This window comes from Collinsella sp. CLA-ER-H4 (assembly GCF_040092395.1).
Lineage (GTDB): Bacteria > Actinomycetota > Coriobacteriia > Coriobacteriales > Coriobacteriaceae > Collinsella.
This window is the reverse complement of record NZ_JBBNLQ010000001.1, coordinates 155,196-178,616: the sequence shown is the minus strand read 5'-3', so window position 1 is coordinate 178,616 and position 23,421 is coordinate 155,196. Positions and strand designations below refer to the sequence as shown.

The 23,421-nt window shown below is 60.9% G+C and carries 15 protein-coding genes and 1 tRNA gene; 5 read left to right on the top strand and 11 right to left on the bottom strand.

Annotated elements, in window-relative coordinates:
* The first annotated feature begins 26 nt into the window (after window positions 1–26).
* Both nagB and AAAX34_RS00765 read left to right on the top strand, forming a co-directional pair.
* Window positions 27–755: a glucosamine-6-phosphate deaminase gene (gene nagB, locus AAAX34_RS00770; RefSeq protein WP_349109687.1), complete on the top strand. Its 729-nt coding sequence runs from the start codon at window positions 27–29 to the stop codon at window positions 753–755.
* Between the two features lie 448 nt (window positions 756–1,203).
* On the top strand, window positions 1,204–4,203 hold the full coding sequence (locus tag AAAX34_RS00765; RefSeq protein WP_349109686.1) for a BTAD domain-containing putative transcriptional regulator: 3,000 nt from the start codon (window positions 1,204–1,206) through the stop codon (window positions 4,201–4,203).
* A gap of 69 nt (window positions 4,204–4,272) precedes the next feature.
* On the opposite strand, the gene AAAX34_RS00760 is transcribed toward AAAX34_RS00765, so the two are convergent.
* The 6 genes from AAAX34_RS00760 to AAAX34_RS00735 all read right to left on the bottom strand — a co-directional run bounded on the left by AAAX34_RS00760 (window position 4,273) and on the right by AAAX34_RS00735 (window position 11,638).
* Entirely contained in the window at window positions 4,273–4,572 is a 300-nt protein-coding gene (locus AAAX34_RS00760; protein ID WP_349109685.1) for a YhbY family RNA-binding protein, read from the bottom strand.
* A gap of 158 nt (window positions 4,573–4,730) precedes the next feature.
* Window positions 4,731–5,456, bottom strand: a complete 726-nt coding sequence (locus AAAX34_RS00755) for a methyltransferase domain-containing protein (RefSeq protein ID WP_349109684.1) — start codon at window positions 5,454–5,456, stop codon at window positions 4,731–4,733.
* A gap of 480 nt (window positions 5,457–5,936) precedes the next feature.
* Window positions 5,937–7,301, bottom strand: a complete 1,365-nt coding sequence (locus AAAX34_RS00750; protein WP_035136908.1) for a PFL family protein — start codon at window positions 7,299–7,301, stop codon at window positions 5,937–5,939.
* A 108-nt stretch (window positions 7,302–7,409) separates the two neighbouring features.
* On the bottom strand, window positions 7,410–9,968 hold the full coding sequence (locus AAAX34_RS00745) for a homocysteine S-methyltransferase family protein (protein ID WP_349109683.1): 2,559 nt from the start codon (window positions 9,966–9,968) through the stop codon (window positions 7,410–7,412).
* A 9-nt stretch (window positions 9,969–9,977) separates the two neighbouring features.
* Window positions 9,978–10,766: a hypothetical protein gene (locus AAAX34_RS00740; RefSeq protein WP_349109682.1), complete on the bottom strand. Its 789-nt coding sequence runs from the start codon at window positions 10,764–10,766 to the stop codon at window positions 9,978–9,980.
* Window positions 10,766–11,638 carry a methylenetetrahydrofolate reductase gene (locus AAAX34_RS00735; protein ID WP_349109681.1) on the bottom strand — a complete coding sequence of 291 codons (873 nt, stop codon included), beginning with the start codon at window positions 11,636–11,638 and terminating at the stop codon, window positions 10,766–10,768. The genes AAAX34_RS00740 and AAAX34_RS00735 overlap by 1 nt, the downstream gene beginning before the upstream one ends.
* A gap of 426 nt (window positions 11,639–12,064) precedes the next feature.
* Here AAAX34_RS00735 and AAAX34_RS00730 point away from each other — a divergent pair, with 426 nt between their 5' ends.
* The gene (locus AAAX34_RS00730; RefSeq protein WP_349109680.1) at window positions 12,065–14,152 is read left to right on the top strand and encodes a glutamine synthetase III; all 2,088 of its coding nucleotides are present in this window, start codon (window positions 12,065–12,067) and stop codon (window positions 14,150–14,152) included.
* A 635-nt stretch (window positions 14,153–14,787) separates the two neighbouring features.
* On the opposite strand, the gene AAAX34_RS00725 is transcribed toward AAAX34_RS00730, so the two are convergent.
* The 4 genes from AAAX34_RS00725 to AAAX34_RS00710 all read right to left on the bottom strand — a co-directional run bounded on the left by AAAX34_RS00725 (window position 14,788) and on the right by AAAX34_RS00710 (window position 19,308).
* Window positions 14,788–14,864 (bottom strand) — tRNA-Glu (locus tag AAAX34_RS00725).
* A 101-nt stretch (window positions 14,865–14,965) separates the two neighbouring features.
* A complete protein-coding gene (locus AAAX34_RS00720) occupies window positions 14,966–17,143 on the bottom strand; it encodes a MurT ligase domain-containing protein (protein ID WP_349109679.1) in 2,178 nt (725 codons plus the stop codon).
* Window positions 17,144–17,188: 45 nt separating this feature from the next.
* A complete protein-coding gene (locus AAAX34_RS00715) occupies window positions 17,189–18,232 on the bottom strand; it encodes a hypothetical protein (RefSeq protein ID WP_349109678.1) in 1,044 nt (347 codons plus the stop codon).
* A complete protein-coding gene (locus AAAX34_RS00710) occupies window positions 18,232–19,308 on the bottom strand; it encodes a hypothetical protein (RefSeq protein WP_349109677.1) in 1,077 nt (358 codons plus the stop codon). The genes AAAX34_RS00715 and AAAX34_RS00710 overlap by 1 nt, the downstream gene beginning before the upstream one ends.
* A gap of 502 nt (window positions 19,309–19,810) precedes the next feature.
* Between AAAX34_RS00710 and AAAX34_RS00705 the strand changes: the two genes are divergently transcribed.
* Both AAAX34_RS00705 and AAAX34_RS00700 read left to right on the top strand, forming a co-directional pair.
* Window positions 19,811–21,034, top strand: a complete 1,224-nt coding sequence (locus AAAX34_RS00705) for an iron-containing alcohol dehydrogenase (protein WP_006234677.1) — start codon at window positions 19,811–19,813, stop codon at window positions 21,032–21,034.
* Between the two features lie 84 nt (window positions 21,035–21,118).
* On the top strand, window positions 21,119–22,219 hold the full coding sequence (locus AAAX34_RS00700; RefSeq protein WP_349109676.1) for a glycerol dehydrogenase: 1,101 nt from the start codon (window positions 21,119–21,121) through the stop codon (window positions 22,217–22,219).
* A 131-nt stretch (window positions 22,220–22,350) separates the two neighbouring features.
* Here the strand turns inward: AAAX34_RS00700 and AAAX34_RS00695 are convergent, their stop codons facing one another.
* Complete coding sequence (locus AAAX34_RS00695; RefSeq protein WP_349109675.1) at window positions 22,351–23,307, bottom strand: 2-hydroxyacid dehydrogenase; 957 nt, start codon at window positions 23,305–23,307, stop codon at window positions 22,351–22,353.
* Window positions 23,308–23,421: the final 114 nt, after the last annotated feature.

Here is a 23,421-nt window from a genome sequence, read left to right as displayed (position 1 = left end):
CTCTCTTGTACGAGAAAGGACGCGTAATGAAGATCATTAAAGCTAAAGACTACGAGGATATGAGCCGCAAGGCCGCTAATATCATCTCGGCCCAGGTTATCCTCAAGCCCGACTGTGTGCTGGGCCTTGCCACCGGCTCCACCCCGATCGGTGCCTACAAGCAGCTCGCTGCTTGGTACGAGAAGGGCGACGTCGACTTTGCCGAGGTCAGCACCTACAACCTGGACGAGTATCGTGGCCTTTCGCACGACGATCCCCAGAGCTATCACTACTTCATGCGTGAGAACTTCTTCGATCACATCAACATCGACCTGAACAACACGCATGTGCCCGACGGTTCCAACCCCGACGCCGCCGCTGCCTGCTCTGAGTACGACAAGATCGTCGCCGAGGCCGGTTACCCGGATCTGCAGCTGCTCGGCATTGGCAACAACGGTCACATCGGCTTCAACGAGCCCGATGACCACTTCTCCAAGGGCACGCACTGCGTCAACCTCACCGAGAGCACCATTCAGGCCAACAGCCGCCTGTTCGACAGCATCGACGATGTTCCCCGTCAGGCCTACACCATGGGCACTCAGACCATCATGTATGCCCGCATGATCCTGGTTGTCGCCAACGGCGAGGCCAAGGCTCAGGCCGTGCACGATATGTGCTATGGTCCGGTTACGCCCAAGTGCCCGGCTTCGATCCTGCAGCTGCACACCAACTGCGTTGTCGTTGCCGACGAGGCCGCCCTTTCGCTCTGCGAGTAGCGCGAATCCTGCAGCTCGACATAGCCTTGCCTAAGGCCTCCGCTTTGCGGGGGCCTTTTTGTTATCCCTTTTTGCCCATTTGACCAAAAACTTGTCGCAAGCTTGACGAATGCCGGATGTCCAACAGCTTGATTCATTCTATACCAGATTCTATGCAAAAATGCCACTAGAAGGTCGTAGACGGTAGCGGGTGCTAGGCGAGTTGAATGACATGGCTGAATCTTGTTCATCTGCGTTACACTGCCGCTTAGATGGGACAAGCTGACAAGCTCATTTACCTGCTTAAAGACCGATTAGTCGGGGGATTAATAACAATCGGCCCTCGCTGTACAAAAACTTGCCGCTTGCGTACCAAAAGACAACCTAAAACACAAGGTCGCTCTATTCATAGCGCGGCTTGTATGGTCTTGCGGCTACAGTGTCCATACGGTCGAGTTGAGGAGCGGGCATGGTAAACGATTTGAGCGGTATAGACGAGTTCGAGCTGATGCCGCTGGGCGGAGGCTATATGGTGCGACGCGAACGCTTGATGAATGAGCTTATCGCCAAGGGCCGAAAGGCCGGCATCGTGGTTCTTTATGCGCCCGACGGGTTTGGGAAGACCTCGGTGCTGCTGCAGTACACCCATGAGGTTAAATGCGACCCGACGCGAGGCCCCGTGCGGATTATCGAGGCCGATCGCGCCATTGGGCGCGAGGTGTTTATGCAGCTCGAGGTGGTTACCGAAGAACTCAAAGACAAACCGCACTCCCTTATCGCGATTGATAATGTGCCAAACCTCGATCAGCACGATACCGAAGACCTCATCGACAGGATTCGCGGCCTGCGCGCTATGGGGGTTGGGGTCTTTATCTCCTGCCGTCCTTCAAATCGTCAGCTGATTCATGGGCTGGGCGATTCGGTTAAGATCAATGCGCAGATGCTCAAGGTGCATGCCTATGAGTATTCGGCGTGGGCATCGGCGTTTTCGATCAGCACATCGCTCGACTTCTATCAGCTCACGCAGGGCGTGCCCGAGCTGGTTTCGGCATTGCAGACGGGTCTGTATGGCCAAGGCGACGTAGCCGGCCTGCTCGAAAACGAGATTGTCAACGTATATGGCGCGGCACTTGCCGATCTGGCTTCGCTCGACAATAATGCGCTGTTTTGCGTGGCATGTCTCATGGTTTTGATGGGCGAGGGCAATATCGCAGAACTCGAGGCTTGCGGGATGAGGCTGTCGATGGTCGACCAGTCCTACTTTGTACGCGACTACCCGATCTTTGGCTTGGATCCCGTCGAGCGGAGTTTTACGTGTCTGGGCACGGAGGATAACGGACGCCTGCGTTTGCGTAAGTTGGTGGCCGAGGTTCGCCCCGAACTTGTTCCGAGGGCGGCCCGGATTTTGCTTAAGGCGGGCCGATGCGATGCGGCGATGGACCTGGCGAACGCCTTTTTGGACCGTGAAGCGGTCCTTGAACTTGCTGGGCAGTATGGGGTCGATCTTGCTCTGACGGGGCACGGGGCCGATATCTGCCGAGCAGCGCTGGGCACGATCGATGCTGACGATCCGGCTCCCGAGCCAACGCCTGCCGAGGCGCTTGGCGTATATCTGGCAGCGGTCAGCGTGTCCAATACAAAGCTCGCTCGCTATATGGCATCGGTTATCGAGCGCGGGGGCGAACGGGCGGTCTGCGAAATAGATCCTGTTTCATGGAGGGTGGCCCAGACACTGACGGCTGTTTGCTATGGGGACAACGGGCTTGGGCTTCCTGCGAACCTGGCCGTGCCAGAAATCGAGACATCCCATACCGCACTCGATATGTTGTCTGCGCATATCGAGGTCAAGCGATGCCTGACCGAGCGGGGAGATGACGGCGGCGTCCTACAGCAGCTCAAAACGAGCAAGGCCTACGACTGCGAGCTCGACATCGCGGGGATTGTTATACGGGCCGATAGCATGCTGGTGGAGCTCTTTGACGGGTCGTTTGCGGGAACCGACGAGCGCGACGACGAAATGACGGTGGTGCGGGAGGCGCTCGACGTACGTGGACTTAAGGCGATGGCTATCTGGGTGCGCATGGTGTTGGCGGCACGGCGGCTCCTTTCCGGCTTGCCGGTAACCGACGATGCGGCGTTCAACGAGCTCGATCGTTTTGCCGTGCGCATGCGCGACAACCAGATTCAGCTGTTTGGCCTGTTGCTAGAAGGCTGGCAGTCGCTGGCAGAGGGACGGCCGGTTAATGCAAAGTTCCGTGCGGTCCAAGTGCTCAAACTTGCCGAGGAGTCGATTGCGTACATGCGCGATAACGCATTGCTGCTGGAGCGTGCGGCATATCTGCGTAACACCTCAATGGTTTCGGTTCGCGAGGAAGCGGAGCTACTCGATATAAGCCAGACGCAGGTTGGTGGCGCAGAAGCCTGGATGGTGGCGCTGCATTTGGCCTGTGCGGGCCGAGACAGCGACCTTGCGGCCTGGATGTCCATGAATCGCGCGGGGATTCTAGAGCCATCGTATCGGCTCTTTGCGCGCCTTGCCATGCATTGTCTGGGCGAGCCGGCGGGCAGGATACGCAAGAAGCTTCCCGTGCGCGAACTGTCGCGGTACTCGCTGCGCGACGATTTGGAAGGGGAGGGCGAGCGCCTGTTCCAGGCCGGCGAGGTTGAAGCCGTTGATACCATCGACCATATCGAGATTCGCATGTTTGGTGCGTTTCGCGCCGAGCGCGACGGGTTTCCCATCACGGACAAAATGTGGCGCCGCAAGAAGGCGGCGACACTTGCCGAGCGGCTTGCGCTGGGCATGGATGCGCTCGTCGATCGTGAGACGCTGGCCATGGAGCTGTGGCCCCATGCCGAGTTCAATAGCGCCCGCAACAACCTGTACTCGACGATATCGCGCTTGCGGTCGGCCTTGGGGCCGACGCCAGACGGCAAGTCGTGCGTGCTCATCCAAAATGAATGCATCGGACTCAACGGCGACTACGTCAAGACCGATGTACGGCTGTTTGACCAGATAAGCCGCGAGGTTTTGGGAAATCGCACAGGTGCGCGCGGGCCCCATTTGGTCGAGTTGTGCCTTAAGATTGAGCAGCTTTATGCCGGACCGCTGTATGTGCCCAATGGCTGTAATCCCACCTACTTTTTGCGTATGCGACGCATTATGCAGTCAAAGTACATCGATTGCATGATTAAGGGGGCCAATGCCGCTCTAGAAGAAAACGATCTGCAGTCGGCGATTTGGCTGGCAGAGTCGGGGCTTCGGCAGGAAACGGCGCGTGAGGATATGGTGCGCTGCGCCATGCGCGTCTACAGTGCGGCGGGGCGGCGGCGCGATATCGTCGAGCTGTACAGCGGGCATATGTACCATCTGAGGGAGCAGGTCAATGGCGTGCCCGAGCCCGAGACGCGGCGTCTATACGAGCGCTTGGTGGAGGGGCGGCTCAATCGCGTGCTGGTCGAGCGATAAAAAACGGGCGCCCGAAGTACTTGGGCACCCGTAAGCTTGCTATGTGTTGGCTCGCCGGATCATTGGCTCTTAGACGAGCTTGATCTTCTCGATGTCCTTGCGCGAGGACTCGCGATACAGCGAGAACTTGCGGCCGATGACCTGGACGACCTCGGCGTGGCAGCGCTCAGCGAGCTCTTCGGCGGCCTCGCGGGCGGAAAGACTGGAGCCATCGAGCACGGAGCACTTAACGAGTTCGTGCTTCTCCAGGTAGGCGACCGTCTGCTCGACGGTGCCCTCGTTGACATCGGACTTGCCGATGATGATGGCGGGGTTGAGGTGATGGGCCATGCTGCGAAGCTGCTTGACGTGGGCTCCTGTCAGTGCCATGGGTTCTCGCTTTCTATGTATGGGGCGCCCCGCGACGGGGCCTTAATCTACGTGAGCTGTCCCACGATAGCGCAGGAACGGCGCGGTGTGGAGCGTGTTTGCCCAGTTCAAAAAGAATGCGGATGCCGAGTGAGTGGGCGGTGCGGGCTGCGAACAGGCTATGAGCTGGGCGCAGAGACCGGCTCCCATGCAATAAACGCCCAACGGACCTTGCGGACGTGGTCGAGCATGTAGCGTCCCTGCGGCACGCCCTTGGAGCCCGGCTCGCCGGCACGGGGATTCTCAATCATGTGTTGAGCGATGTAGTCGCGCAGGCGGTCGATCTTATCCTCGTTGCCGTGTTCGAGCATACGGGAGAAGTCCGTCACGCCTGCCTCGAGGCTATCGAAGGTATCGCGACGAGGTGATTCAAAGTACGTAACCTGCGGCAACGCACCCATCTGAATGAGGATGTTGAAGGCGTACACAAAGCCATTACTGCAGGTAACCGAGGCACCGATAGCGTTCATCAAGTGCAGATCATAGCGCGGGCTGGAGTTGGCGACCATCGTGACAGCACAACGCCGACGAGCCGTACGATCAAGCTTAGCAAGCGCGCCTTTTAGATTGGTCGTCGTAACCGACCGACTGGCAAAGGCAACATCCACCGCTTTCGCGACCGGTCCAACCAAATCCCAATCATCATCCCAAGCAAGCTCAAGCGGCGTAATAAGATCTTCGAGCCCGTAATACTCAATGCCGGCATCAAGCGTGCCCAACATGGCAGGAGAGAAGTCGGCAGCAATCACGGAATGCCCAGCCTGAGCAAGCGGAATAGCAATCGACCCAGCCCCACACCCCATATCAAGCACCGACTCGTCTGGCTCAAGCGCCAACAGCTTCATAAAATCCCGAGCATACGGGGCAGTCTCAAGCGGCCGAAAATGCCGAGCCCGCTTATCCCACTCAAAAGAATCATCAGCCCGCCGCCGAGCAGCCTGCATCTGCATCCACTCCTGGTTCCAATCTGTGGAAAGCAGCTCAGAACGATTTTCCCCATCAGCCACGGGCCAACCTCCTAGCAACAAAAAAGCGACTCCTCCCAAAAGAAGAGCCGCAACCAGCATATATCAGAAAGAACCGATCCAACGCCAAACCGCCCTTAAAACCAAGGCGGGCAGGAGCGAAGCGACTGCCATACGGGATAGAACCCAACTGAGGTCCCGTTGTGCGAGGAGCCCCGGGGAGGGCAAATATATAAGGTCGATCGCGAGTTCCGCACGAGCCGGAGAGCACTTAATGTGCTCTCCGTGCGAGCCAGGACTGTCCGAGCAGGCGACCTTATATATTTGCCCTCCCCGGGGCTCCTCGCCCGAACCCCTCAGCTAGTTCTTCAGCGAGTTCAGCGGCGCCGGGAAGCGTCCACCGCGGTGGGCAAGCACGGTGCCGGCGTTGGGGTTCACCGGCATGATGGGCGCACGGCCGAACAGGCCGCCGTACTCGACGCAGTCGCCCACGCCCTTGCCGATGGCGGGAATCACGCGGACGGCCGTGGTCTTGTTGTTGATGACACCGATGGCCATCTCGTCGGCGATGATGCCGGCGATGGTCTCGACCGGGGTGTCACCGGGGATGGCGATCATGTCCAGGCCAACGGAGCACACGCAGGTCATGGCCTCGAGCTTCTCGAGCGAAAGCGCACCGGCCTCGACGGCGGCGATCATGCCGGCATCCTCGGACACGGGGATAAAGGCGCCCGAGAGACCGCCCACGCTGGAGCTGGCCATGACGCCGCCCTTCTTGACGGCATCGTTGAGCATGGCGAGCGCGCAGGTCGTGCCCGGGCCACCGCAGGTGCCCACGCCGATGATCTCGAGGATGCGCGCGACGGAGTCGCCGATGGCAGGCGTGGGAGCCAGCGACAGGTCGACAATGCCCTTCTCGACACCCAGGCGATGGGCGGCCTCGCGGCTCATGAGCTCGCCGGCACGGGTGATCTTAAAGGCGGTCTGCTTAATCTTTTCGGCGACTTCCATCATCGATGCGGAGTCGGGGAGCGTCTCCAGGGCTGCAGCCATAACGCCGGGGCCCGAGACACCTACGTTGATGACGGCGTCGGCCTCGCCACCGCCGTGGACGGCACCCGCCATAAACGGGGAGTCCTCGACCATGTTGGCAAAGCAGACAAACTTGGAAGCGCCGACGGAATCCTGGTCGGCCGTGAGTTTAGCGGCATCGATGATGGTCTGCGCGGCCATGAGCACGGCGTCCATGTTGATGCCGGCACGCAGGCTGGCGACGTTGACGCTGGAGCAGACGCGGCTCGTGGTGGCGAGCGCCTGGGGGATGGACTGGATGACGCGGCGGTCGGCGTCGCCGATGCCCTTCTGGACGAGTGCGGAGAAGCCCCCCAGGTAGTCGATGCCGAGCGTTTCGGCCGCGCGGTCGAGGGCGTGCGCGATGGGGGTGAGGTCCTCATCCTTGCAGCATGCGGCGATCTGCGCCACCGGGGTGACGGAAACGCGCTTGTTGACGATAGGGATACCGTACTCGCGCTCGAGGTTCTCGGCGGTCTCGACCAGATGCTCAGCCGTGTGCGTCACGTGGTCGTAGATTTTCGTGCACATGCGGTCGAGGTTCTCGTCGCCGCAACCCATGAGCGAAACACCCATGGTGATGGTCCTGATGTCGAGGTTCTGTTCCTCAACCATGCCGCGGGTTTCCGCGATTTCTGCGGGCGTGATCGCCATCCTTGCGCTCCTATCTGCCAAAACGAGCATAGTCTTATCTATTCTAACGTGCCGCACGTGCCAAGTGGTGCGTGCGGCACGTTTTGGTGCTCGGTTGTTTCCGTTGTGTTACTGCCCAAAGACCTCTTCGGCGATGCGAGCGCTTTCGGCGGCGTCCTTGGCGTAGTAGTCCGCGCCGATCTGCTTGGCGTATTCGGGGGTGAGTACGGCGCCGCCCACGATGATCTTGACGCCCGGCACCTCAGTATGAAGCAGCTTGATGGTCTCCTCCATGGCGACGACTGTGGTAGTCATAAGCGCCGAGAGGCCGACGAGTTTGATGTCGCGCTCCTTGACGGTCTTGAGTACTTCCTGCGGATCGACGTCGCGACCCAGGTCAAAGACGGTGTAGCCGTAGTTGTCGAGCAGCATTTTGACGATGTTCTTGCCAATATCGTGGATGTCGCCCTTGACGGTGGCCACGCAGATTTTGCCCTTGTCGGCAATCTCGCCGGCGGGCATCAGGCGCTTGATGGTGTCGAAGCCCACGCGCGCGGCCTCGGCCGAGGCCATGAGCTGCGGCAAGAAGAACTTGCCCTGGTCAAAGAGGACGCCAACTTCGTCGAGGGCGGGGATAAAGTGATTGTTGATGAGGTCCATGGCGTCGTGGTCGGCCAGCAGGCGCTCGGTCTCGGCAGCGATCTCGCCTTTGCGGCCCGAGACGACCATGCGACGAATCGGGTCGTCGTTGCCGTCGGTGCCGGCGGTGCCAGCAGCGGGCACAGCATCGGTCGATACGGCCTGAGCTGCTGCCGGGTTTGCGGCGATCTTATACGGATCGGTCCAGCCGGCGTAGCGCTCGATGTATCCGGTCGAGCCCTCGTCCTCAACGCTCAGGACGCGATAGCTGTAGACGGTGTCCATAAAGCGCTTGGAACCCGGGTTCATGATGGGGGCGTCCAGGCCCGCGCCAAAGGCGGCGGCCAAAAAGACCGAACCCAGCAGCGGGCGAGCGGGCAGGCCAAAGCTGATGTTCGACACGCCGAGCGCGCATTTGACGCCCAGACGCTCCTTGCACAGGGACATGGCGCGCAGGATCTGCTCGGCCTGGCGTTGATTGGTCGAGGCGGTCATGACCAGGCAGTCGATGAGGATACGGTCTGGGCCGATGCCGTAACGGGCGGCTTCGGCCACGATGCGCTCGGCGATGGCGAAGCGAGCCTCGGCGGTATCGGGGATGCCGCCTTCGTCGAGCGTGAGGCCGACGACGTTGGCGCCGTAGTGGGCGACCAGCGGGAAGATCTCGTCCATGATCTGCTGCTTGCCGTTGACCGAGTTGATGATGGGCTTGCCGGCGTAGCGGCGCACGGCGGCCTCGACGGCGGCGGGGTCGGTGGAGTCGATCTGCAGCGGCAGCAGCGTGGAGCCCTGGAGCTGTTCGGTCGCCTGTTGGATGATCTTGACCTCGTCGATCTCGGGCAGGCCCACGTTAACGTCCAGGATGTCGGCGCCCTGTTCCTGCTGGCTGATGCCCTGGCTCACGACGTAGTCCAGGTCGCCGTCGCGCAGGGCCTGCTGCAGGCGCTTTTTGCCGGTGGGGTTGATGCGCTCGCCGACGACGGCGATTTTGTGGCCATCGCAGGGAAGGTCCACCACGGTCTGGGCGCTCGTGACCGACATGCTGGGCTTGCGGCGGCGCGGGCTGGGCGTGTGGTTGTCGATAAGCGTGCGCAAGGCCGCCATGTGCGCCGGCGTGGTGCCGCAGCAACCGCCCACGACGCTCACGCCGTCCTCGATCATGCCGGCGACGGCCTCGGCGTATTCGGGGGCTTGGATATCAAAGACGGTGTTACCGTTGTCGTCCACATGGGGCAGTCCCGCATTGGCCTGCACCATAACGGGCTTATCGGAAACGGTGAGCATACGTGCGGCGAGTCCTCGGAGCTCGGCCGGTCCCTGGCTGCAGTTGATGCCCAAAACGTCGGCGCCGATGGCGTCGAGCGTGATGGCGGCGACCTCGGGGCTCGTTCCCAGGAAGGTGCGACCGTCCTCCTCAAAGGTCATGGTGGCAAAGACGGGCAGGTCGGAGTTTTCGCGGCAGGCGAGGACGGCCGCCTTGATCTCGGCAAGGTCGGTCATGGTTTCGATAATAAAGAGGTCCACACCCGCATCGACGCCGGCGCGCACTTCCTCGGCAAAGAGGTCATAGGCTTCGTCAAAGCTGAGGGTGCCTAAGGGACGAAGCAGCGCGCCGATGGGGCCGATGTCGCCGGCGACGTAGCGGGCGCCGGCCTCGCGGGCGCAGGTGACGGCCGCGGCAAAGACGTCTGCCACGGTGGCGGCGCCGTCGAGCTTGTGGGCGTTGGCGCCAAAGGTGTTGGCGGTAATCACGTCGCAGCCGGCCTCGACATATTGACGTTGGATATCAGTGATAACCTGGGGTTCCTCAAAGTTGAGCAGCTCGGGCAGGGCGCCGGCCTTCATACCGGCGGCCTGCAGCATGGTGCCCATGCCGCCGTCGAACAGCAGGTGTCCTGTGCCCTCGATGGCGGCGCGCAGGCGATCGTCCTTAATGCGCAGATCGTCGATCGTGCGCGTCTTGTACGTGGTACCGTTGCGACGTGCGGCATCAACGGGTGCCGCCAATGCAGTGCCGTCAGAATCATGAGTGATAAGCGGAGTAAACATCGAGGGCTCCTAATGGCTGGAATAGCAGGTGGTGTGGGCGGCGCGGAAGCGGCAGTGCTCGCGCATGCGGCAGATATTGCAGGTGGGGCGGCTCTGGGCGTCGTGGACCTCGCCGTCGAATAGGCCGATCAGCGCGGTCACGCTTTTGGTGGGCATGAGCAGGCTGGTGGGTGTGACGGTAAGCCCGATGAGCCGCGTGGCGTTGAGCGCATTGACGATCGAGCGCTGGGCCGAGAGCGGGCAGTCGCCGTAGCCGGGACTAAAGCGCCAGTTGCCGGCGAGTCCGTGTGCGGCGGCCGCAGCCTTGACCTGCTGGTCCATTTGCTCAACGGCGGCTTCCACGTAAGCGGAGCACGCGGCGTCGAGCACGGCGCCCTCCAGGGGATGTTGGGCTCCCGTGGTGCGCAGGCGACGCTCGGCGTCCATGCCGAGGGTACATGCCATGAGCGCAGCAAAGCGGGCATCTTTGAGATGTCGATAGATATCGCGACCTCGCAGCTCAACGTTGGTGCCGACCAAGCGAATGCAAGGCTCACTTTGTTCGTCCACGCCCGTGGCATCGACGGCAAACACGCGGCGCACGCCACGAGGCTCAATGTCCAGTTCCAGACGCTCGACCACAAGCTCAATACGTCGTGACAGCTCGGGCTCAATCTGCTGGCCGCCGTAACCCAGATACCGCAGCATCTCGGCACGGTCGACACGGGGATGGTGCGCAGCATCGACACGGTAAAGCGCCGGCGACGCAAGGTCGGCCGGCACTTCGACAGCGGTTGTATCGATGTGCGGTTTTTCCATTACCCCAGGCGCTCCATAATGGTCGCGGCGATCGCAGGACGGTTCATAGTGTACAGGTGCAGGCCGTCGGCGCCGTGCTCCTTGAGGTCGCAAAGCTGGCGGGCGGCATAATCTACACCGGCTGCCTGCAGGCTCTCGGGGTCATTCTCGTACTTGGCGAGAATCTTGATGACGGGGGAGGGCAGCGACGCGCCGCACATAAAGACCATGCGGCTGATCTGCGACTTGCCCATAAACGGCATGATGCCCGCGGTAATGGGCACGGTGATACCGGCCTTGTCGGCAAGTTCGCGGAAGCGATAGAAGCACTCGTTATCAAAGAAGAGCTGCGTCACAAAGAAGCTCGCGCCGGCGTCCTGTTTTTGCTTGAGGTGTTCGACCGAGAGGTTGAGATCCTCACAGGCAATGTGGCCCTCGGGGTAGGCTGCGGCGCCCACGCAAAAGCCGGCGTCGACGAGCTCGGGGATGAGGTCGCGGGCGTAGGCGTAGTCGGAGGCGGGCTTGTCGTCCTCGGTTGCGCCGGCAGGGAGATCGCCACGCAGGGCCAGAATGTTTTCAACGCCGGCGGTGCGATACTCGTCGATCTTGGCGGCGATGTCGGCGTGGGTGCGGTCCACGCAGGTGAGGTGTGCCACCGAGGGCGTGTCGAATTCGCTCGAAATCATATGCGCGATGGGGGCGGTGGTGGCACCGTTGCCCGAGCCGCCGGCCGAGCAGGTGACCGAGACAAAGCTCGGCGAAAGCTTGCACAGATTGCCTGCCACTTCGCGAGCCGAGTCGAGGGTGAGCTCGCCCTTGGGCGGGAACATCTCAAACGAAACAGGCGCGGTGCCCTGGGATGCTGCCTGCTTAAAAACCTCGTCGACGCGCATATCGTGCTCCTCTAGATACGTAATAGTGTGATGTGTTGTAAGGATTCTACAGCACCACTGTGTCACGGTGGAGTTTCACTCGTTATTCGGGGATACCAATCAAAGATGCCTTGCTATCGGCATTCCCTATAACAGGGCGGTCAATCTAGGATGGGGCTATAAAGACTGGTATCCGATGTGAAATACCAGTTAATAGAGCCCCATCTCAAATTGACTACCCTTAAACCATGGGGAAAGGTCTGCAATTTATACAGTTGATTGGCTGTTGAGGGTGGCAACGCCGCCGCGATGCGGTAACCTCATTGATTGGTTTCGCGACAGCAACATAACGGTAATGTTGCGGAAACACGGCGAGTCTAAGCTATGACTCGTTCGTTAGTAATCAACACCGCTTCTCACGCGGTGCCGATACGAAGGGAGTTCCGTATGGCCGAACTTACTGACCGCTTCGGGACCATGGTGTTCTCTGAGGAAGTCATGAAGGACTACCTCCCCAAGGACATTTGGAAGCGCCTTGCTGCAACCCTCGAGGGCGGTGAGCCGCTCGACCTGGATGTGGCCAACGCCGTTGCCCATGCCATGAAGGTCTGGGCCATCTCCAAGGGCGCGACGCACTACGCGCACTGGTTCCAGCCTCTTTCGGGCATTACTTCCGAGAAGCACGACAGCTTCTTGGAGCCCAACCACGACGGCACCGCCATTACCAAGTTTACGGGCAAGAACCTCATCCAGGGCGAGCCGGACGCCTCCAGCTTCCCCAACGGCGGCCTGCGTGCCACCTTCGAGGCCCGTGGCTACACCGCTTGGGATCCCACCAGCCCCGCCTTTATCAAGGACGATGTCCTGTGCATCCCCACGGCTTTCTGCTCCTACACGGGCGAGGCCCTGGACAAGAAGACCCCGCTGCTGCGCTCCATGACCGCGCTCTCGCGTGAGTCTAAGCGCGTTTTGGCGCTGTTTGGCAAGACCCCCAAGAAGGTCGTTCCTTCCGTGGGCGACGAGCAGGAGTACTTCCTGATCAAGAAGGACGCCTATCGCAAGCGCAAGGACCTGGTCATCACCGGTCGCACCCTCTTTGGTGCTGCTCCCTGCAAGGGCCAGGAGCTCGAGGAGCACTACTTTGGCGCTATCCGTCCCACCGTCTCGGCCTATATGAAGGACCTGGACGATGAACTGTGGGCGCTTGGCATTCCCGCCAAGACCAAGCACAACGAGGTTGCTCCCTGCCAGCATGAGCTCGCCCCCGTCTATGGCGAGGTCAACGAGGCCATCGACCAGAATCTGGTCATGATGGAGAAGATGAAGCTCATCGCCTCCCGCCACGACTTGGTCTGCCTGCTGCACGAGAAGCCCTTCGAGGGCATCAACGGTTCGGGCAAGCACAACAACTGGTCGCTTGGCACCGAGTCCGAGAACCTGCTCGACCCGGGCGACACCCCGCTCGACAACCTGCAGTTCATCGTCTTCCTCACCGCGGTGATCGAGGCCGTTGATAACTATCAGGAGCTCCTGCGTGCCTCCGTTGCCTCGGCCGGCAACGATCATCGTCTGGGCGCCAACGAGGCTCCTCCAGCGATTATGTCCATCTTCCTGGGCGACCAGCTTACCGAGGTCGTTGAGAAGATCATCGATGGCAAGGCTTCCGTCCATGCCACGCGCGGCGTGCTTGACCTGGGTGCCGATACCCTGCCCAAGCTGATGCAGGACAACACCGACCGCAACCGCACCTCCCCGTTTGCCTTCACCGGCAACAAGTTCGAGTTCCGTGCCTGCGGCTCCGAGCAGAACGTCTCCGACTCCAACCTGGTGCTCGATGCTGCCGTGGCCAAGTCGCTCAAGTCCTTCGCCGACGCGCTTGAGGGTGCGCCCGAGGATGAGTTCCAGGACGCCGCGCTCGAGTACTGCAAGAAGGTGCTGACCGATCACCAGCGCATCCTGTTCTCCGGCGATGGCTACTCCGATGAGTGGCCCATCGAGGCCGAGAAGCGCGGCCTTGCCAACAATAAGACCACGGCTGACGCCCTGCCCGCCTTTGTTTCCGATAAGGCTATCGCGCTCTTTGAGGAGACGGGCGTCCTGACCAAGGCCGAGGCTCAGTGCCGTTACGACTGCAAGCTCGAGAAGTACAACAAGCTCATGAACATCGAGGCTACCACGATGGTTCGCGAGGCGCGTCGTACCTATCGCCCGGTCATTACCGCCTACGCCACCAAGGTCGCTAAAGGCCTTGAGACTATTCGTGCCGCCGGCGCCGAGGCCGCCATGCAGTGCGAGCAGAACACGCTCAACAAGCTCTGCAACGGCATCACCGCCATCAACGACTCTATCAAGGCGCTCGACGCCGTGCATCAGAAGGCCGAGGCCCTCGATGGTCAGGAGCAGGCCAATGTGTATGCACACGAGGTCGTTCCCGCTATGGATACACTGCGCGCCGCCGTGGATGCCATGGAAGAGATCGTGGCCGCCGACTACTGGCCGGTTCCGACCTACGACGACATCCTGTTCTACGTGTAGGACTGGGATAACATACCGTCACGGTTGAAAGCCGGGGTCCGCATTACGCGGGCCCCGGCTTTTTGTTTGCGAAGGACGCTTTGAAGCCCGTTTTGCCGCCGATTTGCCTAGGTATAAAGGGCTATGGGCAAAAAACGTCAAATATGAGTACTGTCACAAGTCCTGTAACATTATTTATTTGCAAAATATGTAGTGTTACGCAACATATGTCCAAGTACTTAGCCGATAAACGTCTGCAATTTTTCCGCCGTAGGACGCCTGACGGCTAAATCGCCTTCTGAAGGCATGAAATCGCTGTAACTAAAATGGTAACAGTACTCATATTTGCCATTTTTTGACCACAGGCCTTGCGATGGTGTCGGGATCCGCACCCTGCCGGGTTCGAATCCCGGCACATGGGTAGCAAAAAGCCCGTCACCGAATTAGTAACGGGCTTCTCAGTTTAAATGGTGCCCCCAGCGGGATGTCCGCATGCGGCTGGCGCCGCCCGCTTTCGCTGCGTCGCTCCGCTCCTTGCGTGCTGCGCTGGAAAACGCTTCGCGTTTCCTCAGCTCCGCACCCTGTCGGGTTCGAATCCCGGCATATCGGTAGCAAAAAGCCCGCTACCGAATTGGTAACGGGCTTCTCAGATTCTGTGGTGCCCCCAGCGGGATTCGAACCCGCGATATCCACCTTGAAAGGGTGGCGTCCTTGGCCGCTAGACGATGGGGACAGCGGGAAAGAGTATAGCAGACTTTTTTAGCCGTTCACATATCGTTGGCAAACTGAAAAACCACCACAAAGGTGCCTGTCCCCTTTGTGGTGGTTGGGGCGTTAGGGGAGGAGCTTCATGGCGGCGTCGTGGGCGGCGTGCTCGTAGGTGTCGTCGAGGGTTTTGAGCGGCAGCAGGGCCGTGGCCTGCGCATCGCCGCGGCGCTCGAGGGCATGGGCGATCAGCCAGTCGGCGAGTTCGGGGTTTTTGGGCAGCGCCGGCCCGTGCAGGTACGTGCCGATGACGCCCTTGTAGATGAGGCCCTCAAGGCCATCATCGCCGTTGTTGCCGGTACCCGTGACGACGGACGTTCCGAGCGGCGTGGCCTTTGCATCGAGCAGGGTGCGGCCGCCGTGGTTCTCGAATCCCACAAAGGGCTCGGGTGCCAGGTCGGTCCTGACGGCGACGTTGCCGATCAGGCGATCGGAGCCACGTACGGTTTCGGCGGCAATGACGCCCAGGCCCTCGATGCGATCCTCACCCATATAGTACGAACGGCCGAGCAGCTGATAGCTGCCACAGATGGCAAGCAGCGAGCCGCCATCCTCAACATAGGCCGCGACCTTGTCTTTTTGGGCGAGCAGCTCGTGTGCCACGGCTAGCTGGTCGCGGTCGGAGCCACCGCCCATCATGACGATGTCGGCGTCGGTGAGATCGAGCGACTCGCCCATACGGACCTCGTCCACGCGCACGGGGATGCCACGCCAGGCGCAGCGGCGCTCGAGGGCAATGACGTTGCCGCCGTCGCCATAGAGGTTGAGGGCATCGGGGTACAGGTAGACGATGCGCAGCGGGCGCGATAGCTCGACTGGTGCGATGCCGACAGGAAGAGCGCTGCCGTCGGCACGGGCTACGGCGCGCCCGGCAACAGCGTCGGAAGTGGTGCCTTTCAGTCCGTCGAGCTCCTTGACCAGCGGCGGGAAGGCCGTGTAGTTGGCGACGGTGTAGAAGGTGTCATTGGCGGCCTCGTCTGCCACGGCGCCAATTGCCTGCGTGACGTCCGAGATAATCGCGGCATCGATGCCGGCGTACTTGAGGCGTACTTGCATGTCGTGTGCACGCGTGCCTCCGGCAAAGGCGACAAGACCCGGCGTGTCGGCGATGCGCTCAAAGTCGACGTCGTAGATCCACGATACATCGTGGCCGTCGGCATCGTTGTCGTTGAGGAAGAAAGCGCAGAGCCTGCCGCCTGCCGTCTTGATGGACTGGATTTGTCGATCGAAGCCTACGGGATTCTTAGCCAGGTTGGCCTCGACGGTGCGGCCGGCGATATCCCAGCGCCCCATACGACCACCGGCGGGCACATAGGCATCGAGCGTAGGCTGTAGAAGCGCCGTGTCCACGCCCAACTCGTGCGCGGCAAAGAAGGCGGCGGCAACGTTGTAGACCATATATAAGCCGTTGTAGCGCGTGGCGATGTGCGCGGCTAGCGCGCTGGAATCAGATCCAAACACAAGGTCAAAGCCGTAGCCGTCGCAGCCGAGCTCCACGCCCGTCACGCGGCGGACCAGTGCGGGGCGTGCCCAACCGCACGAGGGGCAATGGTAGGCGCCGAGTTGACCATACTGTACGTAGTCGTACTCCAACGGCGCGTTGCACTGCGAGCAAAAGCGCGAGTCGCTAATGCGGTCAGACTCGGTGTTGGTGGCGCCATCGATGCCAAAGGCAATACTCGCGTTGGGAACGCGCGCGGCAATCGAGGCGCACAGCGGGTCGTCGGCGTTGTAGATGAGCGTTGTCATCGGAGAGAGCTCCAACGCATGGGCGATGACGTCTTGGGTGTGATCGATCTCGCCATAGCGATCCAGCTGGTCGCGGAACAGGTTGAGCAGCACAAAGTACGTCGGCTTGAGCTTGGGCAGAACGCGTACGGTGTAGAGCTCATCGCATTCAAAAACGCCCACGCGCTTGCCGCTGTCAGTGTGCTTAAGGCCACTGCGGGCCTCGAGCAGAGCACCCACCACACCGGGCTCCATATTGTTGCCGGCACGGTTGCACACCACGGTAGCGCCGCTGGCGGCAACGGCGTCGGCGATGAGGTTGGAGGTGGTGGTCTTGCCATTAGTACCGGTGATCACCACGCTGCGGTCGACAAGGCCGGCGAGGTCGCTCAGCAGCTCGGGGTCGATCTTCATGGCGATGCGGCCGGGGAGTACGCCGCCCTGGCGCTTAAGGACGGAGCGCAGCCCCCAGCGGGCGATATCGCTCGAGGTGCAGGCAAGAGATGAGCGGAGGTTCATGAAACCGTTCCTAACGTAAACGACATGGTCGGGTCGAGTGCGTCACTAAAAACCGTAGCGGCGCGCAAATTCCTGGGCAAGCTGCGGCACGTCTTCGCAGGCATTGGCCCAGGGGGCAAAGTCGGGGGTGTCCGAGATGATGCCGTCGGCTTCCCAAACCGCTTGGTGCGAGAGGTCCCAGGGATCGCGCGGCTCGGGCCGGCAGGGAAGGTACGGCGTCTGGTACATGGGGTTCAGCAAGAAGAACGCGCCGCCCTCGCAACGGTTGGCAAACTCACGCAGCGCGCGTGTCGCCGGGCGCATCTTGTTCGTTTTGAACAATAGGATTGTGCGGGCGAGCAGATACCAAGGAGAGTTCTCGAGCGCGTCAGCCCCGATCTCTTCCTCGAGTTGGTGGGCTAGGGCAAAAAAGCCGTCCTCGTCTTCCAGACGAGCGAGGGCGAGCAACACGGTGCCTGCGGCCCGGGTGGGATAGCCTTCTGCCTTAAGGACGCGGCGGGCGTAGTTGGCAGCAGCGCGGTAGCGGGCGCTCGCCATGCACAGCTGCGAGATGGCCTCGAGCGTGTGGAGCCACCCGATAAGAGCCGGCTCGCTCACGGTAAGGTCTGCCGCGGTGACACCGTCGGCCAAAACATTATTGGCCCAGTAGTGCGGGGCTTCCATGTCGAACCCGGGCACGCTTTGCTGCAGGTAATCGGCCGTGGTCGCCTCGAGCTTCATCAGGTCGCCAAGGCAGGCGTCAACGGGCGTGTCCGCCAAAATGATGGCGAGCAGCTGGGCATCGAGGACATGTGCATCGATGCGGACGATCTTGAGCAGCTCATCACGCATATCGTCGAACAGGCGGTTGCGCGTCTGCTCAAACTCCTCGTCGCTGCCCATATCCTCGATGCGATGGAGCTCGTCGAGCAGGTGGCGGTGGACACCGGCATAGGACAGCAGTGCCTGGGCATGCTCGGTCTGCGCATACTTATGAGGGTTGACGCTCACGTCGTTATGGACAAGATCGCGTGCTGCATCGGTGAGTTCGGGGTGCGACGCAACGTAGGCGCGCTCCAGGTAGGCGGGGATGTAGACGCTCGGATCCATTAGAGGTCTCCTCCCTTAAACGGCAGGCCCTGTTCGGCCGCCCGCAGGATGCGCTCGTCGATCTGGGAACGCACAATGTCGTTGGTGGCGACCCAGGCGGCAAAACTGGCGTTGTCGGGGGCGCCCAGACCCTCCTGCAGTACCGGCGTCGCCTCGGACAGCGCAAGGACAAGCTCGTCGGTGGAGCCCACACCCACGTTGACACGGGCATAGACGCCATCGGGAAACTCGGTTTGGAAGTAGAGCGCCTCGGCTGCGTGTGGACACGAGCGCGCAAGGATGCGCAAGTAGTGCTCGGCGCCCTCGTAGTTCAGCTCGCGCCAGGCAGCGCTCATCAGCGCGATGAGCGTCCATGGGTCCAAGTCGCGCTCCGCGTCCTTGGGACGACGGCGCAGCGGCGTGTTGGCGAGATAGGAGACGGAGTGGGCAGAGCGAAAGCGCTTGAGCTCCTCAGCGGGGTATTCGAGCTTTGCCATGGCGAGCATCGCGGTGTGGCGGACGCCGGCCGGATCGTTGGGGGCAAAGTCGAGGCTGCGGTTTGCGGCTTCGAGTGACATGCGATAGCGGCCGCTAATGAGGGCGCGTGACGCAAGGGCGGCAAGCCAGCGCAGGCAGGGACGGCGCATAAGGTCGCCTGCGGCCTCGCGCTCGTAGGGGTCCTGCGCCGAGGCGATCTTGAGTGCCAGGTCGTGCTCGACTTCATCGCACTTGGATGCCAAATACTGTACGTACTCCTCGTTGGAGCTGGCGGTAAGGGCGGTCAGCATGCGCTGAGCGTCCCAGTTGGCCGGATCGAGCGCGGCTGCCTCGCGGAGCATGTTCTCGGCAGCTGCCTCTTCCTGCTCTGCCTGGGCATCGTCAGGGATAAAGGGAATGCGGTAGTCGACAGCCTCGACCACCTTGGCAATGAGGTGCCCGGCGCGGTCGCGGTCGTGCACGATGAGCGGTGCGGGGTTGCGGGTGAATTGTTCCATCAGACGCTCTACGGCGGCAGCGTCAGTGAGCGGGATATTATCGCGGCGCAAGGCCTCAAGAACGAGGCGATGGCAATCCTCTTGAATGGGATCGAATGCCATGGGGCCTCCTTTGCTGCGGTTAGGGTTCAAATGTCTCTATATAAGGTTCTAGTTTACCCGCATGTGGCACACCGGGGGGGTGCCGCACTTGGACTTGCACCTTTGCACCACGAAGACGGATGTCGCACAAATGTCGGCACCTTGGACGAGCGAGTGGTATCACGGTGCCGCAAACGGTCGATTTTTGGCGGCGAACGGTGCATATTTTGGAGGGGCACCGTCCTGTCCGGGATATGTGGTCAACCTTGATAAAACGTTTGCCCAGCTTGGGAGTATGAATGCCGCACAAGGGTCTTCAGGGATAGAAAAAACGTTTCATCATTGGCGGCTTTAGGTGAATAACTGACCAACCAGAACGGTAAAATAGTGTTTGTCTGAGCGTTGAGACGTTTAGACATCGCGCATTGTCATCGCCGGCAACGCGCAAACCGGTCCTAACGGAGCCAATTGGGTGCTCCGTTATATACGCAAGTCTAAGAGGGGCTTGTTTAGGAGGCACAGTATGGGACGTTTTACCAATCCTCGCGATCTGTACTTTGGTGAGGGCGCTCGCCACGAGGTGAAGAACCTCAAGGGCAAGAAGGCCATCATCGTTTCTGGCGGCAGCTCTATGCGCCGCGGCGGGTTCCTGCAGGACGTCGAGAACGACCTTAAGGAAGGCGGTTTCGAGGTCAAGCTGTTCGAGGGCGTCGAGTCCGACCCGTCCATCGAGACGGTCATGAAGGGCGCCGAGGCCATGCGCGAGTTCGAGCCCGACTGGATTATCGCCATCGGTGGCGGCTCGCCCATCGATGCCGCTAAGGCCATGTGGGTCTTCTACGAGTATCCCGAGGAGTCCTTCGATAACATCATCCAGCCGTTCAGCTTCCCCGAGCTGCGTCAGAAGGCTCATTTCTGCGCCATCTCCTCTACCTCCGGCACCGCTACCGAGGTCACCGCGTTCTCCGTCATTACCGACTACGCCAAGGGCATCAAGTACCCGCTGGCCGACTTCAACATCACCCCTGATGTCGCCATCGTCGACCCCGAGCTCACCTACACCATGCCCGCCAAGCTGTGCGCTCACACCGGCATGGATGCTCTGACCCACTGCATGGAGGCCTACGTTTCCACCTGCGCCTCTATGTTCACCGACGCCAACGCTCTGCACGGCATCCGCGAGATCGTCGAGTGGCTGCCCAAGTCCTATGCTGGCGACCATGAGGCCCGTCAGCACATGCACGAGGCTCAGTGCATCGCCGGTATCGCCTTCTCCTCGGGCCTGCTCGGCATCGTTCACTCCATGGCTCACAAGACCGGTGCTGCCTTCGAGAACGGCCACATCATCCACGGTGCCGCTAACGCCATGTACCTGGGCAAGGTCATCCAGTGGAACTCCAAGGACCCGCGTGCTGCTGAGCGTTACGCTTACGTGGCCAAGGAGATCCTGCACCTTCCCGGCGAGACCAACGAGGAGCTCATCGCTGCGCTCGTCCAGAAGATTCGCGACCTCAACGACCAGCTCAACATTCCGCAGTCCATCAAGGATTACGCGAATGGTGGCGTGAAGGTCGACGCCGAGAACCCGCAGATGGTTTCCGAGGAGGAGTTCCTCGCCAAGCTGCCCGAGATCGCCGCGAACGCCGAGCAGGACGCCTGCACGCCCGAGAACCCGCGTGAGACCAAGGCTGCCGACTTCGAGAAGATCCTCAAGGCCTGCTACTACGACACCGACATCGATTTCTAATCGACTCTTGTTATCGTAATGAGGGGCTCCGCACGTATCCGTACGGAGCCCCTTTCTTTTTACTTATTAGAGAATGGGATAAAAATGGCTGCAATCTTCAATAGCCCCAGCAAGTACATCCAGGGTCCGGACGAGCTCGCCAAGCTCGGCTCCTATGTCGAGCCGCTCGGCGCTAAGGCCCTCGTCATCGTGACGCCTTCGGGCAAGAAGCGCGTCGGTGCCAAGATCGAGGGCGGCTTTGCCGAGGCTAAGGCCGAGCTGCTGTTTGAGGACTTTAACGGTGAGTGCTCCAAGGGCGAGGTCGATCGCCTGGTTGCGCTCGCTCGCGACAACGGTTGCGACATCATCGTCGGCGTCGGTGGCGGCAAGATCCTCGACACCGCCAAGGCCGTCGCCTATTACCTGGAGTCCCCGGTTATCATTTGCCCCACCATCGCCTCGACCGATGCTCCGTGTTCTGCGCTTTCGGTGCTTTATACCGATGACGGCCAGTTCGATAAGTACCTGTTCCTTAAGGCAAACCCCAACATTGTCCTGATGGATACGACGGTTATCGCGGCGAGCCCGGTGCGCCTGACGGTTTCCGGTATGGGCGATGCGCTCGCAACCTACTTTGAGGCCCAGGCGACGCACGATGCCGACGGCGGCACCTGCGCTGGCGGCAAGGGCGGCATGGCCGGCCTGGCGCTCGCCAAGCTCTGCTACGAGACGCTCATGGCCGATGGCGTCAAGGCCAAGGTCGCGCTGGAGAAGGGTGCGCTCACGCCTGCCGTCGAGCACATCATCGAGGCCAATACGCTGCTTTCGGGTATTGGCTTTGAGAGCTCGGGCCTTGCTGCTGCTCATGCCATCCACAATGGTCTGACGATGCTGCCCGAGTGCCACGGCATGTATCACGGCGAGAAGGTCGCCTTCGGCACCATCGTCCAGCTGGTACTCGAGGATGCCCCGACCGAGAAACTCGAGGAAGTCTTGGGCTTCTGCATTGAGCTGGGCCTGCCGGTCACGATGAAGGAACTTGGCGTTGCCGAGCTTACGCGCGAGAAGGCCATGATTGTTGCCGAGGCCGCGTGCGCGCCCGAGGACACCATGTGCAACATGCCGTTTGAGGTGACGCCCGAGATGGTCGCAAACGCCATCCTGGGTGCCGACGCACTGGGCCACTACTACCTTATGGATGAGTAAATCAAGCTAAGGAGGGGGCAAAGCCGACAGATGGCTTTGCCCCTTTTTGCTATGGTGCAAAGGGGTCAGGTTAGTTGAACTAAAGAAGGCGGGGTAGGCCTGCGATGAGGTTTTGCCTCGCCCTCGTTTGACTATAGCTCGCAAACGTTTTGCGCGCGACCCTCGACGTAGGCGACGACGTTGTCGAACTCAATCTTGGCGCGGCGCTGCATGGCCTCGTGCGTAAGGAAGCCTACATGTGGCGTGAAGGTGCAGTTCTTGGCGTTGACGAGCGCGTAGTCGGCGGGGATGGGCGGCTCCATATCAAAGACGTCGATGCCGGCACCGGCGAGCTTATCGTCGTTGAGTGCCTGGGCAAGGGCATCGTTATCCACGATGGCACCGCGGGCGCAGTTGATAAAGACGGCACCGTCCTTCATCTGGGCGAACTGCTCGGTGCCAAAGCTCTTGCGCGTGGTGTCATTGTTAGGCAGGTGCAGGCTTACGATATCGGACTCGCCGAGCAACTGCTCGAGCGAAACCTGCTCAATGCCGGCCTCGGCTGCCTCGGGATGCTCGTGGCGGGCATATCCCAGCACGCGGGCGCCAAAGGCCTTAAAGAGACGACCCGTGGCGCAGCCGATCTTACCGCAGCCCACGATACCCACGGTCTTGTCGCGGATTTCGGTGCCCATTAGGCCGGCGCTCGTCTTGCCGCTGCGGACGGCGGCATCGGCGGCGCCCACCTTGCGCAACACGTCGATGGTCAGGCCAAGGGTGAGCTCGGCGACCGAAACGTCGGAGTAACCGGCGCAGTTGCGAACCTCAACACCGCGCTCACGGCAGGCGGAAAGCCCCACGTGGTCGATGCCCGTAAAGGCAACGGCGATCATCTTGAGCGCATCGGCGCCGGCGACGACTTCGGCAGGGTAGGGGTTGTTGGCGATCATGACGACCTCGGCGCCCTCGCTGCGTCGAGCGAGCTCGGCCGGATCGGTTGTTTTGGTATCGAAATAGACAAACTCGTGTCCGGCGTCCTTAAGGGGTGCGGAGAGCCTGTCGATGGTCTGCTCGGGTACTCCCAACGGTTCGATCAGGGCAATCTTCATCTTGTGACTCCTCAATAAACCTAGGCGATTAGGCTGGCAATAGATTGTAGGTCTATTTGCCCCAAAGGTGCTCCGCGTGTAATTTGCCCGAGGCGTGGGCCGATAGCGTATCAT

Coding starts and splice junctions, on each gene's coding strand:
- AAAX34_RS00715 (WP_349109678.1), bottom strand. CDS start 18,232: ATGGATCCGAGCGTCTACATCCCCGCCTACCTGGAGCGCGCCTACGTT.
- AAAX34_RS00700 (WP_349109676.1), top strand. CDS start 21,119: ATGGCTGCAATCTTCAATAGCCCCAGCAAGTACATCCAGGGTCCGGAC.
- AAAX34_RS00735 (WP_349109681.1), bottom strand. CDS start 11,638: ATGCGCGTCGACGAGGTTTTTAAGCAGGCAGCATCCCAGGGCACCGCG.
- AAAX34_RS00765 (WP_349109686.1), top strand. CDS start 1,204: ATGGTAAACGATTTGAGCGGTATAGACGAGTTCGAGCTGATGCCGCTG.
- AAAX34_RS00745 (WP_349109683.1), bottom strand. CDS start 9,968: ATGTTTACTCCGCTTATCACTCATGATTCTGACGGCACTGCATTGGCG.
- AAAX34_RS00755 (WP_349109684.1), bottom strand. CDS start 5,456: ATGAAGCTGTTGGCGCTTGAGCCAGACGAGTCGGTGCTTGATATGGGG.
- AAAX34_RS00750 (WP_035136908.1), bottom strand. CDS start 7,301: ATGGCGATCACGCCCGCAGAAATCGCGGAAACCCGCGGCATGGTTGAG.
- AAAX34_RS00730 (WP_349109680.1), top strand. CDS start 12,065: ATGGCCGAACTTACTGACCGCTTCGGGACCATGGTGTTCTCTGAGGAA.
- AAAX34_RS00705 (WP_006234677.1), top strand. CDS start 19,811: ATGGGACGTTTTACCAATCCTCGCGATCTGTACTTTGGTGAGGGCGCT.
- AAAX34_RS00720 (WP_349109679.1), bottom strand. CDS start 17,143: ATGAACCTCCGCTCATCTCTTGCCTGCACCTCGAGCGATATCGCCCGC.
- AAAX34_RS00695 (WP_349109675.1), bottom strand. CDS start 23,307: ATGAAGATTGCCCTGATCGAACCGTTGGGAGTACCCGAGCAGACCATC.
- AAAX34_RS00760 (WP_349109685.1), bottom strand. CDS start 4,572: ATGGCACTGACAGGAGCCCACGTCAAGCAGCTTCGCAGCATGGCCCAT.
- nagB (WP_349109687.1), top strand. CDS start 27: ATGAAGATCATTAAAGCTAAAGACTACGAGGATATGAGCCGCAAGGCC.
- AAAX34_RS00740 (WP_349109682.1), bottom strand. CDS start 10,766: ATGGAAAAACCGCACATCGATACAACCGCTGTCGAAGTGCCGGCCGAC.
- AAAX34_RS00710 (WP_349109677.1), bottom strand. CDS start 19,308: ATGGCATTCGATCCCATTCAAGAGGATTGCCATCGCCTCGTTCTTGAG.